The organism is Cupriavidus sp. D39 (assembly GCF_026627925.1).
Classification (GTDB): Bacteria; Pseudomonadota; Gammaproteobacteria; order Burkholderiales; family Burkholderiaceae; genus Cupriavidus; species Cupriavidus ulmosensis.
In genome coordinates, this window is record NZ_JAPNLE010000009.1 from 3,077,727 (window position 1) to 3,092,460 (window position 14,734).

General features: G+C 67.2%; 12 protein-coding genes and 1 pseudogene. 7 read left to right on the top strand and 6 right to left on the bottom strand.

What is annotated here, in order from left to right; translation table 11 throughout:
* The first annotated feature begins 279 nt into the window (after nt 1–279).
* Nucleotides 280–3,860 (top strand): annotated as a pseudogene (locus OMK73_RS26540) (indolepyruvate ferredoxin oxidoreductase family protein).
* An 84-nt stretch (nt 3,861–3,944) separates the two neighbouring features.
* Here OMK73_RS26540 and OMK73_RS26545 read toward each other — a convergent pair.
* The 5 genes from OMK73_RS26545 to OMK73_RS26565 all read right to left on the bottom strand — a co-directional run bounded on the left by OMK73_RS26545 (nt 3,945) and on the right by OMK73_RS26565 (nt 7,825).
* On the bottom strand, nt 3,945–4,394 hold the full coding sequence (locus OMK73_RS26545) for a hypothetical protein (RefSeq protein WP_267604612.1): 450 nt from the start codon (nt 4,392–4,394) through the stop codon (nt 3,945–3,947).
* A gap of 45 nt (nt 4,395–4,439) precedes the next feature.
* The gene (locus tag OMK73_RS26550; protein WP_267604614.1) at nt 4,440–4,982 is read right to left on the bottom strand and encodes a DUF4166 domain-containing protein; all 543 of its coding nucleotides are present in this window, start codon (nt 4,980–4,982) and stop codon (nt 4,440–4,442) included.
* Nucleotides 4,979–6,490, bottom strand: a complete 1,512-nt coding sequence (locus OMK73_RS26555) for a TIGR01777 family oxidoreductase (protein ID WP_267604615.1) — start codon at nt 6,488–6,490, stop codon at nt 4,979–4,981. The genes OMK73_RS26550 and OMK73_RS26555 overlap by 4 nt, the downstream gene beginning before the upstream one ends.
* A 93-nt stretch (nt 6,491–6,583) precedes the next feature.
* Nucleotides 6,584–7,132, bottom strand: coding sequence for a GbsR/MarR family transcriptional regulator (locus OMK73_RS26560; protein ID WP_267604616.1), 549 nt, complete (start codon nt 7,130–7,132; stop codon nt 6,584–6,586).
* Between the two features lie 78 nt (nt 7,133–7,210).
* Entirely contained in the window at nt 7,211–7,825 is a 615-nt protein-coding gene (locus OMK73_RS26565) for an HD domain-containing protein (protein ID WP_267604618.1), read from the bottom strand.
* Between the two features lie 127 nt (nt 7,826–7,952).
* Here OMK73_RS26565 and OMK73_RS26570 point away from each other — a divergent pair, with 127 nt between their 5' ends.
* From OMK73_RS26570 to OMK73_RS26585, 4 genes are all read left to right on the top strand, one after another.
* On the top strand, nt 7,953–8,372 hold the full coding sequence (locus tag OMK73_RS26570; protein ID WP_267604619.1) for a GNAT family acetyltransferase: 420 nt from the start codon (nt 7,953–7,955) through the stop codon (nt 8,370–8,372).
* Between the two features lie 27 nt (nt 8,373–8,399).
* The gene (locus tag OMK73_RS26575) at nt 8,400–8,813 is read left to right on the top strand and encodes a VOC family protein (protein ID WP_267604620.1); all 414 of its coding nucleotides are present in this window, start codon (nt 8,400–8,402) and stop codon (nt 8,811–8,813) included.
* Between the two features lie 51 nt (nt 8,814–8,864).
* Entirely contained in the window at nt 8,865–10,217 is a 1,353-nt protein-coding gene (locus OMK73_RS26580; protein WP_324291826.1) for an MFS transporter, read from the top strand.
* A 276-nt stretch (nt 10,218–10,493) separates the two neighbouring features.
* Nucleotides 10,494–11,615, top strand: a complete 1,122-nt coding sequence (locus tag OMK73_RS26585; RefSeq protein ID WP_324291827.1) for an MFS transporter — start codon at nt 10,494–10,496, stop codon at nt 11,613–11,615.
* Between the two features lie 13 nt (nt 11,616–11,628).
* Here the strand turns inward: OMK73_RS26585 and OMK73_RS26590 are convergent, their stop codons facing one another.
* Complete coding sequence (locus OMK73_RS26590; RefSeq protein ID WP_267604625.1) at nt 11,629–12,522, bottom strand: DODA-type extradiol aromatic ring-opening family dioxygenase; 894 nt, start codon at nt 12,520–12,522, stop codon at nt 11,629–11,631.
* 338 nt (nt 12,523–12,860) lie between these two features.
* Here OMK73_RS26590 and OMK73_RS26595 point away from each other — a divergent pair, with 338 nt between their 5' ends.
* Both OMK73_RS26595 and OMK73_RS26600 read left to right on the top strand, forming a co-directional pair.
* A complete protein-coding gene (locus OMK73_RS26595) occupies nt 12,861–13,319 on the top strand; it encodes a hypothetical protein (RefSeq protein WP_324291767.1) in 459 nt (152 codons plus the stop codon).
* Between the two features lie 86 nt (nt 13,320–13,405).
* The gene (locus OMK73_RS26600; protein WP_267604626.1) at nt 13,406–14,722 is read left to right on the top strand and encodes an MFS transporter; all 1,317 of its coding nucleotides are present in this window, start codon (nt 13,406–13,408) and stop codon (nt 14,720–14,722) included.
* Nucleotides 14,723–14,734: the final 12 nt, after the last annotated feature.

Below are 14,734 nucleotides of genomic sequence, written 5' to 3' on the forward strand. Positions count from 1 at the left end.
TGAAGATATGGCGCACGGTCCGCATCTGCCCGTTTGTTGCGTAAACCTGTTTGCAACGCAGTGTACACGCGAAGCGTGTCCATACGGGAAAGCACGCCTCTCGCGGGCGCGCTTTTTGCTGCAACGCAAGGTGCCGCGCCCTCCGGCGCGGTGCTACCATGCGCCAAAGAGACACGGCCGTTTTCCGCCTTCACAAGAGGCGGCGCACGGTCGCCCACAACTGAAGTAGGTCGGTGATCCCGACTGCATGCCCCAAAGAGGAGCACCTATGAATGCCCCCTGACCCCTCCGGTCAGCGACGCCATCCGCCGCGCGCTCGCAAACGTTTCCCTGGAAGACAAATACACGCTGGAGCGTGGCCGCGTTTATATCAGCGGCACGCAGGCGCTGGTTCGCCTGCCGATGCTGCAGCGCGAGCGCGACCGCGCCGCCGGCCTTAACACGGCCGGATTTATCTCTGGTTACCGCGGCTCGCCACTAGGCTCGCTGGACCAGTCGCTATGGAAGGCCAAGCAGCATCTGGCCACGCACGACATCGTGTTCCAGGCGGGATTGAATGAAGACCTGGCTGCCACCTCCGTATGGGGCTCGCAGCAGGTGAACATGTATCCGGACGCCAAGTTCGAAGGCGTGTTCGGCATGTGGTACGGCAAGGGCCCGGGCGTGGACCGCACGAGCGACGTGTTCAAGCACGCCAACTCGGCCGGCTCCTCCAAGCACGGCGGCGTGCTGGTGCTGGCGGGCGACGACCACGCCGCCAAATCATCCACGCTGGCGCACCAGTCCGAGCACATCTTCAAGGCCTGCGGCCTGCCAGTGCTCTATCCCTCGAACGTGCAGGAATATCTCGACTACGGCCTGCACGCCTGGGCCATGAGCCGGTATTCCGGACTGTGGGTGTCGATGAAGTGCGTGACCGACGTGGTGGAATCGTCGGCCTCCGTGGAACTCGATCCGCACCGCGTGGAGATCGTGCTGCCCCAGGATTTCATCCTGCCGCCAGGCGGCCTCAATATCCGCTGGCCGGATCCGCCGCTGGAACAGGAAGCGCGCCTGCTCGACTACAAGTGGTACGCCGGCCTGGCCTATGTGCGTGCCAACAAGATCGACCGCATCGAGATCGATTCGCCGCATGCCCGCTTCGGCATCATGACCGGCGGCAAGGCCTATCTCGACACGCGCCAGGCGCTGGCCAACCTGGGCCTGGACGATGAGACCTGCGCGCGCATCGGCATCCGCCTGTACAAGGTGGGCTGCGTGTGGCCGCTGGAAGCGCACGGCGCGCGCGCCTTTGCCGAAGGCCTGCAGGAAATCCTGGTGGTCGAGGAAAAGCGCCAGATCATGGAGTACGCGCTCAAGGAAGAGCTCTACAACTGGCGCGACGACGTGCGCCCCAAGGTCTACGGCAAATTCGACGAAAAGGACAATGCGGGCGGCGAATGGTCGATCCCGCAGAGCAACTGGCTGCTGCCGGCGCACTATGAACTGTCGCCCGCCATCATTGCCCGCGCCATCGCCACGCGGCTCGACAAGTTCGAGCTGCCCGCCGACGTGCGCGCGCGCATTGCCGCGCGTATCGCAGTGATCGAGGCCAAGGAAAAGGCCATGGCCGTGCCACGGGTGGCGGCCGAGCGCAAGCCCTGGTTCTGCTCGGGCTGCCCGCACAACACATCCACCAACGTGCCCGAAGGCTCGCGCGCGCTGGCCGGCATCGGCTGCCACTACATGACGGTGTGGATGGACCGCAGCACCAGCACCTTCAGCCAGATGGGCGGCGAAGGCGTGGCATGGATCGGGCAGGCGCCCTTCGCCGGCGACAAGCATGTGTTCGCCAACCTGGGCGACGGCACCTACTTCCACTCTGGCCTGCTGGCGATCCGCGCGTCGATCGCGGCCAATGTCAACATCACCTACAAGATCCTCTACAACGACGCGGTCGCCATGACCGGCGGCCAGCCGATCGACGGCAAGCTGTCGGTGCAGGACGTGGCCTTCCAGGTGGCGGCCGAAGGCGCGAAGAAGATCGTCGTCGTCACCGACGAGCCGGAAAAATACAGCGCCGCCATCAAGCTGCCGCAAGGCGTGGAAGTGCATCACCGCGACGAGCTCGACAAGATCCAGCGCGAGCTGCGCGAGATCCCCGGCGCCACCATCCTGATCTACGACCAGACCTGCGCCACCGAGAAGCGCCGGCGCCGCAAGCGCGGCACCTACCCCGATCCGGCCAAGCGCGCCTTCATCAACGACGCGGTCTGCGAAGGCTGCGGCGATTGCTCGGTGAAGTCGAACTGCCTGTCGGTGGAGCCGCTGGAAACGGAGCTTGGCACCAAGCGCCAGATCAACCAGTCGTCCTGCAACAAGGACTTCTCCTGCGTCAACGGCTTCTGCCCCAGCTTTGTCACGGCCGAAGGCGCGCAGGTGAAGAAGCCCGAGCGCCACGGCGTGTCGATGGACAACCTGCCGGCCCTGCCGCAACCGGCGCTGCCCGGCCTTGAGCATCCCTACGGCGTGCTGGTCACGGGCGTGGGCGGCACCGGCGTGGTCACCATCGGCGGCCTGCTCGGCATGGCGGCGCACCTGGAAAACAAGGGCGTGACCGTGCTCGACATGGCCGGCCTGGCGCAAAAGGCGGCGCGGTGCTCTCGCACGTGCAGATCGCCGCGCACCCGGACCAGCTCCACGCCACCCGCATCGCCATGGGCGAAGCGGACCTGGTGATTGGCTGCGACGCAATCGTCAGCGCCACCGACGATGTCATCTCCAAGACCCAGGTAGGCCGCACGCGCGCCATCGTCAACACGGCACAGACGCCCACCGCGGAGTTCATCAAGAACCCCAAGTGGCAGTTCCCCGGCCTGTCGGCGGAACAGGATGTGCGCAATGCGGTGGGCGAAGCCTGCGACTTCATCAACGCCAGCGGCCTGGCCGTGGCGCTGATCGGCGACGCCATCTTCACCAACCCGCTGGTGCTGGGCTATGCCTGGCAGAAAGGCTGGCTGCCGCTATCGCTGGATGCGCTGGTGCGCGCCATCGAGCTCAACGGCACGGCGGTGGAAAAGAACAAGGCCGCCTTCGACTGGGGCCGCCACATGGCGCACGATCCGGAGCACGTGCTGTCGCTCACCGGCAAGCTGCGCAGCACCGCCGAAGGCGCCGACGTGGTCAAGCTGCCCACCTCCTCCGGCGCCCTGCTGGAGAAGCTGATCGCACACCGCGCCGAGCACCTCAAGGCCTACCAGGACGGCGCCTACGCCCAAACCTTCCGCGACGCCGTGAACCGCGTGCGCGCGGCGGAAAGCACGCTGGTCGGCAGCGGCAAGCCGCTCCCGCTGACGGAGGCCGTGGCGCGCAATCTCGCCAAGCTGATGGCCTACAAGGACGAGTACGAAGTCGCGCGGCTCTATACCGACCCGATCTTCCTCGACAAGCTGCGCAACCAGTTCGAAGGCGAGCCCGGCCGCGACTACCAGCTCAGCTTCTGGCTCGCGCCGCCGCTGCTGGCCAAGCGCGATGAAAAGGGGCATCTGCTCAAGCGCCGCTTCGGCCCGTCCACGATGAAGCTCTTCGGCGTACTGGCCAAGCTCAAAGGCCTGCGCGGCGGCATGTTCGATGTGTTCGGAAAGACGGCCGAGCGTCGCACCGAACGCGCGCTGATCGGCGAGTATCGTGCGTTGCTGGACGAGCTGACGAGCGGCCTGAGCGCAGCCAACCATGCAACCGCGATCACGCTGGCCAGCCTGCCCGACGACATTCGCGGCTTCGGGCACGTCAAGGAAGACAACCTGGCGAAGGTGCGTACGCGCTGGGCGGCGCTGCTTGAGCAGTTCCGGCATCCGCAGACGGCGCAGCAGGTGGCTTGATTTGAGAGGTGGTACCAGGCGCTGCCGTGAGGCCGTGCCTGTCGAACGCGAAAGCGGCGGCTCCAAGCAGGGGCCGCTGCTTTTTTATTGGCGCCGCATGCGGGCATCGTCCCACGCATGACGGTGCTTCAACGCAAACAACGTCATTGCCCAGAACGGCACCCACCAAGACAGATCGCTGAACAACACGAACAGCCCGCTCTTCCATGCGAACACGCCGGTCAGCGCGCCGTGCAAGAACCCCAGCGGCCCGAGCGTCTTGCCCACCAGCCCCACCACCACCAGCGGCCAGTAACGCAGCATGTCCTGCGCCGCAATCCAGTAACCCAGCGCATAGACGCCCACCATCATGCCGATGCATTGAATCATCGCATCGGGCGTAGCCGGCATACCGAGCCAGTCGAAGATCTGCGCGGGCCACAGGCCCAGCACCACCGCATAGAGCAGGTTGTAGATTGCAGCGAGCCGCAGCACCACAGGCATCCAGGCTGGCACGGCGGCAAGCGCGGTGCGCGCGGTCGGTACGGATTTCATAAGCGTCTCTCCAGACAAAGATCAAGTACTCAGGTATTCAGGTATTCAAAGATCGGGTTCGCAAATCGCCAGTACGCCGTCGTAGCGCAGCAGGTAGCCAAGACGCGGCATCCAGATCCGTACGTCACAGCAATAGCGATGGCCGTCGAGCGCGCGCTCGTTGGCCAGCACGCGCAGCCATGGCAGCGGCATGCCGAACAGGCTGACGCGACGGCTGGCCTGACGCAGCCGGCCCGCGCCATCGACGCGCGTGTCCAGCGCAAGGGCAAGCGAGCCCATGCGCTCGGTCACTTGCCCGGCGCGCGCGCCTTCCATGCGACTGGCCACAAGCGTGCCGCCGATCTGCCGATGCCACTGTTCTCCCGCAGCAAGCGGCGTGATGGCGACGCGCGTGGGTGCCGCCTGCGCGGGCCGCGGGAGCGCCGACAGATGCAGCAGCACGCGCAACCAGCGCCGCTGGCTCCAGCGCACGCGCAGCGTGCCCGTCAGCTGGATGCCTTGCGCGCGATGCACGCGCTGCAGCACCGGCGGCAGATCGGCAAAGCTGGCGCCCAGCATGATTTCGTAAATGCCCGTGCGTGCGGTCATGAGCGCACCCGCCCGGCGCCGAGCAGGTCTGCCAGCGCCAGTTGCAACGTGGGGAAGCGAAACGCGTAGCCCTCCTGCTGCAAACGCGCCGGCGCTACGCGCAAGCCGTCGAGCAGCAGCGTGGCCTGCTCGCCCAGAGCCAGCCGCATCGGCCATGCCGGCGTGGGCATGAAGGCGGGCCGGCGCAGCAGCGCTGCCGCCGCGCGCACAAACCCGGCCTGGCTCGGGGTTTCCGGCGCGACCAGGTTGTAGATGGCGACAGCTTCCATGGCGGATGCCACGGCATCGCCGCGGCACAGCCAGGCGATCACCCCGAGCACGTCGTCGATGTGTACCCAGCTCTGCGCTTGCCGGCCGCTCCCCATCGGGCCGCCGAAGCCGAGCCATACCGGCATCAGCATGGCGGGCAGCGCGCCTTGATGGCCGTAGACGACGCCGAGGCGCAGGATGGCTAAGGGGATGCCGAGCGGCGTCACGGTGCGCGCCGCGTCTTCCCATTGCTGGCACAACTGCGAGGCAAAGATGTCCTGCGGGGCGCTAGCCTCGGTGCGCTGGCTCAGGTCGTCGTCGCCCTGGATGCCGTAGTAGCCCACCGCCGAGCCGTTGATCAGCAGGCGCGGCCGGTGCATCGCCGCCGCCAGCCACGCGCAGAGCGCGCGGGTGGTGCCAAGGCGGCTTTCCACCAGGCTGCGCTTGCGCGCGGCGCTCCAGCGCGGGCCCAGGATGGGTGCGCCAGCGAGGTTGACCACCACATCGAAGTGCACAGCCGGATCGATCTGCGCCAGGGAGCCGACGCAAGCAGCGCGGCCGTCGAATAACTGGGCCGCCACGCGGGGGTTACGCGCCCAGATCGTCACGCGATGGCCATTGGCCAGCAGTGCCCGCACCAGCGCCTGGCCGATAAAACCGGTGCCGCCGGTCAGCAGGAACGATTGCGCGCGCCGGGCCGGATCGGCGCCGGTGAAATCGAACGACGGCGTAGCGCCGGCGCGGGCAGCCAGCGCGCGGCTCGCCAGCGCATCGCGCACGCCAGACGCGGCCACGCCCAGCGCGAACACGCTCAGCACCCAGCTTTGCCAGCCGAGCGGATTGAGGTGCAGGCCCGATGGCAGTTGCCACCAGGCTTGCGAATGCCAGGCCAGCAAGCCAAAGATCACGCCGCCGTTGATGGCCAGGACGGTATGCGTCACCCGCTCGCTCGGCGGCAGGCTGCGGGTCTGGTCTTCCACCACGAAGTCGCGCAGCGTCAGCAGGATCTCGATGGCGACGATGGCCCATAGCGGCACCAGCCAGGCGCCGCCCCAGGCAAACCACGCCAGGCCGCCAAACAGCACGCCGTACAGCACCGCCCGGATCGCGTGCAGGCGCAGCTCCGGCGCGGCGTTGTGCTGCTGCGGCAAGGCGCAGCGCAGTTCATGATGCCAGACGGTATCGAAGGCACCCATCAATCCCTGCACGATCAACAGGTTGAGGATGACGGTGTAGAGCGCGCCGTTGGTCGGATCCATCTCAAGCATCCTTATTTACATTAATTTCTGTCTTAAGAGAAATATCAAGTCGAAAAAAGCGGCCACCGTGGCGGCCTGCTTTTCATGCCTGTGCTATTTGCCGGCTTCGCGGACGCGCTGGTCGCCACGCACCAGCTTCTGGATGCGCGCGCCGAGCTTCATCACCTTGACCAGGGTATCGGGCGAGAGGCGCAGCATTTCGTCGCCCCAGCTACCCAGCGTTTCCATCAGCTGCAAGGTGGCGATGATGCGCTTCTGCACTTCCTTGCTCTCCTTGGAGAACGCGGGATTGTTCACGCACTCGTGCAAGGCGTCGATGGTGGGATCGAACTCGCGCTGCTTGCGCTCGCGCACCACGGTGCGGAACAGCTCCCACACATCGGTGATGGTCTCGAAGTAATCGCGCCGGTCGCCCATCATGTGCACGGTGCGGATCAGCTTCCAGTTCTGGAGTTCCTTGAGGCTGTTGCTGACGTTGGAACGCGCCACATTGAGCGTGTCGGCGATCTCCTCGGCCGGCAGCGGGTGCTCGGCAAGGAATAGCAGGGCGTGAATCTGCGCGACGGTGCGATTGACGCCCCACTTAGAGCCCATTTCGCCCCAGTGCAAGACGAAGCGTTGTGCGACCGGTTGAAGTTCCATGCGTGACAGTTTATCTGTTCGGAAATTTCCGTCAAGACAGAAATGCACCTTCCGGTCGGCAACTTGCTGCGACGCGGTTCAGGCCGGCTGCGCCAGCGTGCTTTCGTTCTCCCTCACGTACATGGAGTTGCGCGGACGCGCAAACACGCGCCGCACCATCGGCTCGAAGAAGGACAGCGGCAGCGTGTCGTAGTCCTGCATGAAGGCCGCGCCGTCGTACTTGGCGCAGAACTCCGCGGTGCGATCGAACAGCTCGGGCTGGTCGCGGAATTGCTCGCGCAGGTTGCGGTCCAGCCCCAGGTGATGGAAGAAATAGTAGCCTTGGAACACGCCATGCTTCTCCACCATCCACAGGTTCTCAGGACTGACGAAGGGCTTGAGGATGGCGGCGGCGATGTCCGGATGGTTGAAGCTGCCAAGCGTGTCGCCGATATCGTGCAACAGGGCGCACACCACGTACTCCTCGTCGCGCCCGTCGCGGTGGGCGAGCGTGGCGGTCTGCAGGCAGTGGGTCAGGCGGTCGATGGGAAAGCCGCCGCAGTCGCCGTCGAGCAGCCGGAGGTGATCGAGCACGCGGTCTGCCAGCGCCTGCGCGAAGGGCATGAACTCGGCGGATATCGCCGCCCAGTCCTCGCGCGTGCCTTGTTCCATGTGGCTGAATGTGGCGCGGGCGTGCGTGGTCGTTTCGCTCATCGTGGGTCTCCGTGCAGGGTGAGCCTGCTTGTTTTGATGGGGATGAGCGGCGATTCTGGCACAGGTTTCACGGCTACACTGTCAAGGACTTAACATTGCCGCCGCATGCCGCGGCGCATCAATCCGCATGCAGATCCGCCCTTACCTGGCCGCCGACGAGGCCGCCATCATCGACCTCTGGCAAGCCTGCGGCCTGACCCGGCCGTGGAACGACCCGAAGAAAGACATTGCCCGCAAGCTGACCGAGCAGCCCGAGCTGTTCCTGGTGGGCGAAGTGGATGGCCGCCCCGTGGCATCGGCCATGGTCGGCTTTGACGGCCATCGCGGCTGGGTCTACTACCTGGCGGTGCATCCCGAGCACCAGCGCCGCGATCACGGCCGCCGCCTGATGGCGCACGCCGAGCAGTTGCTGATCGAGCGCGGCTGCCCCAAGATCAACCTGCTGGTGCGCACCGGCAACAGTAAGGTCATCGATTTCTACCGCAGCCTCGGGTACGCTCAGGACGAGGTGGTCAGCCTGGGCAAGCGGCTGATTCCGGATATCTGAGCGCTGGAAGCGCTGGGAGTTATGGCCATGTTCCGCATCCTCGGCATCGATCACCTCGTCCTGCGTACCGGCAACGTGACGGCACTCATGCGTTTCTATGTGGACGTGCTTGGCTGCAGCGTCGAACGGGTACAGGCGGAATTCGGCCTGATCCAGTTGCGCGCGGGCAGCGGGCTGATCGACCTGGTAGCGCTGGACGGCCCGCTGGGCCGCGCCGGCGGCGCTGGGCCGGGCAGGGAAGGCCGCAACCTCGATCACTTCTGCCTGCGCCTAGATCCTTTCGATGCCGATGCGATCGGCGCCCACTTGCTCGCGCACGGCGCGGAGCCGGGCCCGGTGGAGATGCGCTTCGGCGCCGAAGGCAAAGGCCCGTCGATCTACGTGCACGACCCGGACGGCAATATGGTGGAGCTGAAAGGGCCGCCCACGGGCAAGGGATAGCGGCCAATATGGATAGCGGCCAAACCATGTGACGCAAGGTGGGCATTCCGCCTGGATGCCCGCTACAATTCCCGCTCAGCCCCTCGCCGCCAATCGCGCCATCCGCCTCCTCACGGCGGCCATTGCGCGGCGGTACATACCGCGTCCAGGCGCGCCATGACACGACAAGACGCCCCACCCGGCCCACGCGCCATCTCGCCACACCAGCTGGTCTGGACCCTTGGCGTCACCGAGACGATTTCCTGGGGCACGCTGTACTTCGCCTTCACCGTGTTCATCGGGCCGATGAGCGCGACGCTGGGCTACTCCAAACCCTTTCTTGCCGGCGGCTATTCGCTCGGGCTGCTGGTCTGGGCGATGTGCTCGTTCGCGGTGGGCCGCCTGCTCGACCGCGTGCCGGCGCGCGTCGTGATGTGCACGGGCTCCGTGCTGGCCGGCTCCGGCCTGCTGCTGTGGGCGTGGAGCCCGAACCAGGCCACTTTCCTGCTGATGTGGATACCGATCGGGCTGGCCATGGCGACCACGTTGTACGAGCCGGCCTTCGTCGTGCTGCGCCAGACCTTTGGCGATGGCTACCAGAAGTCCATCGTCACGGTGACCCTGATGGCGGGCTTTGCCAGCACCATCTTCGTGCCGCTGGCGCAATGGCTGGTGCTGCACCTGGGCTGGCGCGAGACGCTGCTGTGCTTTGCGGCGCTCAACCTTTTCGTTTGCGCGCCCTTGCACGCCCGCCTGCGCTATGTGGCGCATGCCACATACGCGGCCGCGCCGGCGCCAACCCCGCTGGCGGATGCCGCGCAGCCCGGCATCGCCCAGCTCGCCTTGCGCCAGCCGGTGTTCTGGGCGGTGGTGCTGGCCTTCACCGCGCTGGCGGTGATCGCCTCGCTGCTGGGCGCCCACCTGATCCCGATGCTGACCGAAAAGGGCTTGCCGCTGGGCGAGCAACTGGTGGTGGCGGCGCTGATCGGCCCGGCACAGGTGGTCGGCCGCCTGGTGATGATGCGTTTTCCCGTGCGCCATCCGCTGCGGCTGTCGCTGCCGGTGTATGTGGTGATGAGCTTGGGCCTGCTGTGCTTTGCGCTCGGCTATGGCAAATGGCTGATGCTGGCGGCGGTGCTGTACGGCTGCGCCAACGGCATCAACACCATGCTGCGGGCCATGGCCATGCCGGAGCTGATCTCGCGCCACCACTACGCCACCCTCAACGGCCTGATGATGACGCCGGTGCTGTTGATGCAGGCCGCCGCGCCCTGGCTGGGCGCATTGCTGTGGCGCGCCGCGGGCGGCTACTGGCTGATGCTGTGGGTGATGGTGGTGCTGGCGCTGACGGCGCTGGCGGCCTTCGGCTTTGCCCTGCACCGGCGCGGGTTGCTGCGCCCGGCCAGCCACGCCGCGGTGGCGTAGCCGGACTCGCGCGACCGGCCACATCAGTGGCCGGCATGGCCGCCGGTCATGCGCGCGACGCACCGATGTGCGACGATGCCGGGCTCGATTACCCTGCAGCGCCCGCCAGGGCACACCCCGCGCCGCCAGGCGCGGCCGGCCGTGCCCGCCGCCAATATGCCCGATTCCGCCTCCAGCAACCTGACCCAGCCGCCCTCCCCCTCCTCCTCCTCCTCCGCCCCCGCCGCCGCCGCGCCAGTCAGCGCGCGGCGCGTGGAGCACGCCGCGCGCGCCACCATGGCGCTGTTTTTCGTCAACGGCGCCACCTTTGCGACCTGGGGCGTGCACATCCCGACCATCAAGGCGCGCTTCGGATTGTCGGATGCGGTGCTGTCGCTGGCCATGCTGGCGGTGGCCGGGGGCGCCATCGCGGCCATGGGGCCGGTGGGGCGCTGGGTGGGGCGCGTGGGCAGCGCGGCCGCTTGCCGGCACAGCGGGCTGGTCTACGCGCTGGCCACCGTCGCCATCCTGGCCATGCCGCAGTTCGCCTTGCTGATCCCGGCGCTGATCGCCTTCGGCATGGCCAACGCGGCGTTCGACGTAGGCATGAATGCGCAGGCCGCCACGGTGGAGGCCAGCCGCGCACGGCCCATTATGTCCGCTTTGCACGGCATGTTCAGCCTGGGCGGCATGGCAGGCGCGGCGGTTGGCGGCGTGCTGCTGGGCCTGGGCGTGCCGCCGCTGGCGCACGCCTTGGGCATGGCGGTGCTGACCGCGGCGATCACGGCGGGCGTGGCGCCCTGGCTGCTGGATGACCATCCCGTGCAACCGCCCTGCGCCCACCACCGCGCGCATGCGGTGCGCGCGCTCTGGCTGCTGGGCCTGATGGCGTTCCTGGGGCTGGTTGGCGAGGGCGCGATGTATGACTGGTCGAGCGTCTACATGCGCGAGGTGGCGCTGGCGCCGCACGCCTGGATCAGCGCCGGCTATGCCGCCTTCTCCGGTGGCATGGCCTGCGGCCGCTTTGGCGGCGACCGCCTGCGCGCGCGCTGGTCGGACGCGCGCACGCTCGGCGGCAGCGCCTGGGTGGCATTCGCGGGGATCCTGCTGGCACTGTTGTGGCCCGCGCCGGCGGCGACGCTGGTCGGCTTCACGCTGATGGGCCTGGGCGCGGCGAACATGGTGCCGATCTTCTTCGTGGCGGCGTCGCGTCTGCCGGGCGTGGCGCCGGCGGAGGCCATCTCGCGCGTGGCGCGGTTTGCCTATATCGGCTTGCTGATGGGGCCGGTGATGATTGGCGGCGTGGCCCATGCCTCCAGCCTGCAATACGGCCTGGGCGTGGTTGCCCTCACCATGGGCTGGATTGCCGTGGCGGGCGCGCGCTTGGCGCGCCCTTACCTTTCGGCCCGCAAGGCATGACGCCCGGGCCGGCTCAGGCCGCCTCGCTCAATGCCGGGGCATGGTGCGTGCCGCCCCCTTCGAACACGAACGTATCCATCGCCAGCACGCCGTAAGTGACCTCATCGGCCACGCGTGCCACGCGGGCCGGCGCCCGCTCGGTGGGCACGCCTTCGCGCGGACCCAGCGCCGCGCCCAGCGCCACGAAGAACGGCAACAAATGCTCGTCGGCGGGATGGGCGCGGCGCGCGTACGGCGCCTGCGCACGATAGTCCGCGATGCGCGCGGTGTCGCCCGTGGCAAGCGCCTCGTCCAGCGCCTGGATCATCCAGCCACGGAACGCCTCCACATAGGGCTCGACGGCCGAGCCGTGCTGCTCGCGCCGGCCACCGACGCCGAAGACTTCCTGCAGGTTGTGGGTAAAGCTGCCCGAGCCCAGCACCAGCACGCCCTCGTCGCGCAGCGGCGCCAGCGCCCGGCCGATCTCGATCTGCGCCGCCGGCGGCAGATACGGGTTCAAGGCCAGCTGCACCACAGGAACGTCGGCATCCGGGAAGAAATGCCGCATCGGTATCCAGGCGCCGTGGTCCAGCGGGCGCTCATCATCTTGCAGCACCACCGCGGCGCCGGGGACTTGTGCGGCCTCGACCAGCACCTTGACGCGATCGGCCAGCGCCGGCGAGCCCGGGGCGTCGTAGCGCAGTTCGTACAGCGCGCGCGGGAAGCCGCCGAAGTCGTGCCAGGCCTCCTGCCGCTCGCGGGTGCCAACCACCAGGGTGCTATAGATCCAGTGCGCCGAGACGATCAGCACGGCGCGTGGCTTGCGCGCCCGCAGCACTTCGCCAAGCGCGTCGAAGGCGGCGCCGCTCGGGCCCGGTTCGAGGGCAAGCATGGGGGAACCGTGGGAGATGTAGATGGCGGGAAGCATGATGGCGGCCTTCAAATCCTTTTGATAGCGGTGTTCAGTTTGACAAAACTACCCAGCCCCGGCGCCACCCATTTGCGGATACCTCCATCAAAAAACTTGAATTCACGCCACGCCACCACACTTGCCGTCACCGCATGCGTATGCCGCCCGCCGTGCGAGCGTGGGGTGCACCACACAACGCTTTAAAGATTCGGACACACAGCGGGCAATCGGCTTATGATTCCAGCACGGGGTCCAGTCCAGCTTTGCGCGGCGCAATGCGTCGTCCGCGCGGGCCCGGGCAAACCCCGCATGACTGGATACGACGCGCCATGAAGCGTGTCAGGTTGGAGAACACCGTGGTCAAGCGCACAGCCCACAGGCCCTTGCTGCCCCATGCAAACTGGTGGCAGCCAGGCGTGTATGCAAGCGGACCGGCTGTGCTCCTATGGATCGCCGCCCGCCTTCCCGCCCCCTTTCTGGCCGATGCATTCAACGCGCCAGGCGCCCCGGCGCTGCTCGACCATGTCGGCGATTCCGTCTTCGTGGCTGGCTGGGTCGGCAGCGCCCTATGGCTCTGGCTCACACGCCAGCGCCCGGATGCGCCTGAACCGCAACAAGAAGCCGGCACGGACGATACTCCCGACGCCCGCAGCGCGCCCAGCATCACGCCAGCCAGCCCTAGCTTCCCGCTATCGCGCCCCCAGGACGCCGGGCTCGCGCATGGGTGCTTCACGTGGAACATACCGCGGGACGGTGGCCGCCCAGTCGACCATGCGGATCTGACGCCACACGCCGCCATCCTGCTGGCTAGTTAAAGAATCGCTTACTATTCTGCCTTTCAGAGCGCATGCCCGGTTTCGGGGCAGGCCTCCCGTCGATTTCTCACCGCATCAGACGCCACATGCAAGCCAACGCTGCAATACCTCAAGTCCACGAAATATCCCAAGCCCAGCGACGAAAGGCCATCCTCGCCGCCACCATCGGCAACGGCCTGGAGTGGTTCGACTTCACCGTCTACAGCTTCTTCGCGCTGATCATTGCCAAGCTGTTCTTCCCCACCGGCAATGACCTCACGTCCTTCCTGCTGACCGTCGCCACCTTCGGCGTGGGCTTCTTCATGCGCCCGGTCGGCGCCATCGTGCTCGGTGTCTACGCCGACCGCGTCGGCCGCAAGGCGGCGCTGACCCTCACCATCCTGATGATGGCGCTCGGCACCGCCATCATCGGCCTGGCGCCCACTTATTCGTCAATCGGCCTGTGGGCACCGGCGCTGATCGTGGTGGCCCGCCTGATCCAGGGCTTCTCGGCCGGCGGCGAGGTTGGCGGCGCCACCGCCTTCCTGATCGAGCACGCGCCCGACGAGGAGCGCGGCGCCTACGCTAGCTGGCAGCAGGCCAGCCAGGGTATTTCCTTCATGCTGGGCGCCGCCATGGGTGCGCTGGTGATCAACGGCCTGGAGCCGGAGCAGATCGACGCCTGGGGCTGGCGCATCCCGTTCCTGTTCGGCCTGCTGATCGGCCCGGTCGGGATGTATATCCGCTCGCATCTGGAAGAGCCACCCGCCTTTGAAGCCCGCCGCGCCGAACGCGCGGCCAGCAAGGTCAAGTTCTCGCCGCTGACGCAGGTGCTGCGCGACCATCCGCGCGAAGTGCTGGCCGGCCTGGGCGTGACCATCCTGTGGACGGTCTGCACCTATGTGCTGGTGTTCTACATGCCGTCGTACGCCAAGCAGCAGCTCGGCCTGCCGCTGGGCGCCACCTTCCAGTCGACCGCCCTGTGCGGCGCCATCATCCTGGTGTTGTGCCCGCTGATGGGCATGCTGTCCGACCGCGTAGGCCGCAAGCGCATGCTGGGCACCGTGGCGCTGATCATCGGCGTGCTGGCCTATCCGCTGTTCCACTGGCTGAACGTCTCGCCGACCACCCAGACCCTGCTAATGGTCCAGGTGATCCTGGGCATCCTGCTGGCGGCCTTCACCGGCCCGGCGCCGGCCGTGCTGGCCGAGCAGTTCCCCACCGAGGTCCGCTCGACCGGCCTGTCGCTGGCCTACAACTTCGCCGTGACCATCTTCGGCGGCTTTGCCCCGCTGATCGTGACCTGGCTGATCGCCACCAGCGGCAGCAAGCTGGCGCCGGCCTACTACGTGATTGCCGCGGCCGCGATCAGCTTTGTGGCGCTGCTGTTCATGCACGACCGGACCGGCAAACCGCTGCAGTAACACGGCAATACG